2 protein-coding genes are annotated in these 847 nt (G+C 74.0%); both read left to right on the forward strand.

The features are described 5' to 3' along the window. On the forward strand, positions 1–269 hold a 269-nt coding region (locus AC01FP_RS18090; RefSeq protein ID WP_474482194.1), incomplete at its 5' end, for an oligopeptide/dipeptide ABC transporter ATP-binding protein. Beyond that, positions 262–847 (forward strand): ATP-binding cassette domain-containing protein (locus tag AC01FP_RS18095; protein ID WP_474482196.1); only part of this gene is annotated, 586 nt, incomplete at its 3' end. The genes AC01FP_RS18090 and AC01FP_RS18095, both read left to right, overlap by 8 nt.

Genomic DNA, 847 nt, shown 5'->3' on the forward strand with positions numbered 1-847 from the left:
CGCCGATGCACCCCTACACGCAGCGCCTGATCAGCAGCACGCCGGGCGAGGGCGGCAGCATCGCCGCGCTCGAGCCCGTGCCCGGCAACATGCCCGACCTGCGCCGCGACGACCTGCCGGCCTGCCGCTTCGCCGAGCGCTGCCCGCGTGCGGCCGAGCGTTGCCGCACCGAGGCGCCGCGGCTCGACCCGCTGGCCGAGCATGCGGTGGCCTGCTGGTTCCCGAACGGCAGCGTGGCCGTGCCGAACGCCGAGGTGGCCCATGCTTGAGACGCCTCTGCTGTCGATCGAAAGGCTGAACAAGCGCTACCCCGTCACCGGCAAGAAGGGGGCGCTGCTGCACGCGGTGGACGACGTGTCGTTTGCCATCGGCGCGGGCGAGAGCGTGGGCCTGGTGGGCGAATCGGGCTGCGGCAAGAGCACGCTGGTGCGGCTGCTGGCGCGCCTGCACGACGCCAGCGACGGCCGCATCGTCTTCGAAGGCCAGGACCTGGCCACGACCCCGGCGCTGAAGTTCGCGCGCGACCCGCGCCGCACCCACATCCAGATGGTGTTCCAGGACCCGACCGACAGCCTGAACCCGCGCTTCACTGCGCGCGAGACCGTCGCCGAGCCGCTGGTGCTGCTGGCCGGCCTGCGCGGCGCGGCGGCGCAGGCGCGGGTGGACGAGGTGGCCGAGCAGGTGGGCCTGCCGCTGGCACTGCTCTCGCGCTACCCGCACCAGCTCTCGGGCGGGCAGAAGGCCCGCGTGGGCATCGCGCGCGCACTGGCCGTGAGGCCGCGCCGGCTGATCCTCGACGAGCCGACCGCAGCGCTCGACGTGTCGGTGCAGGCCGTCGTGCTGCAGC

Source organism: Cyanobium sp. NIVA-CYA 375, assembly GCF_056108345.1.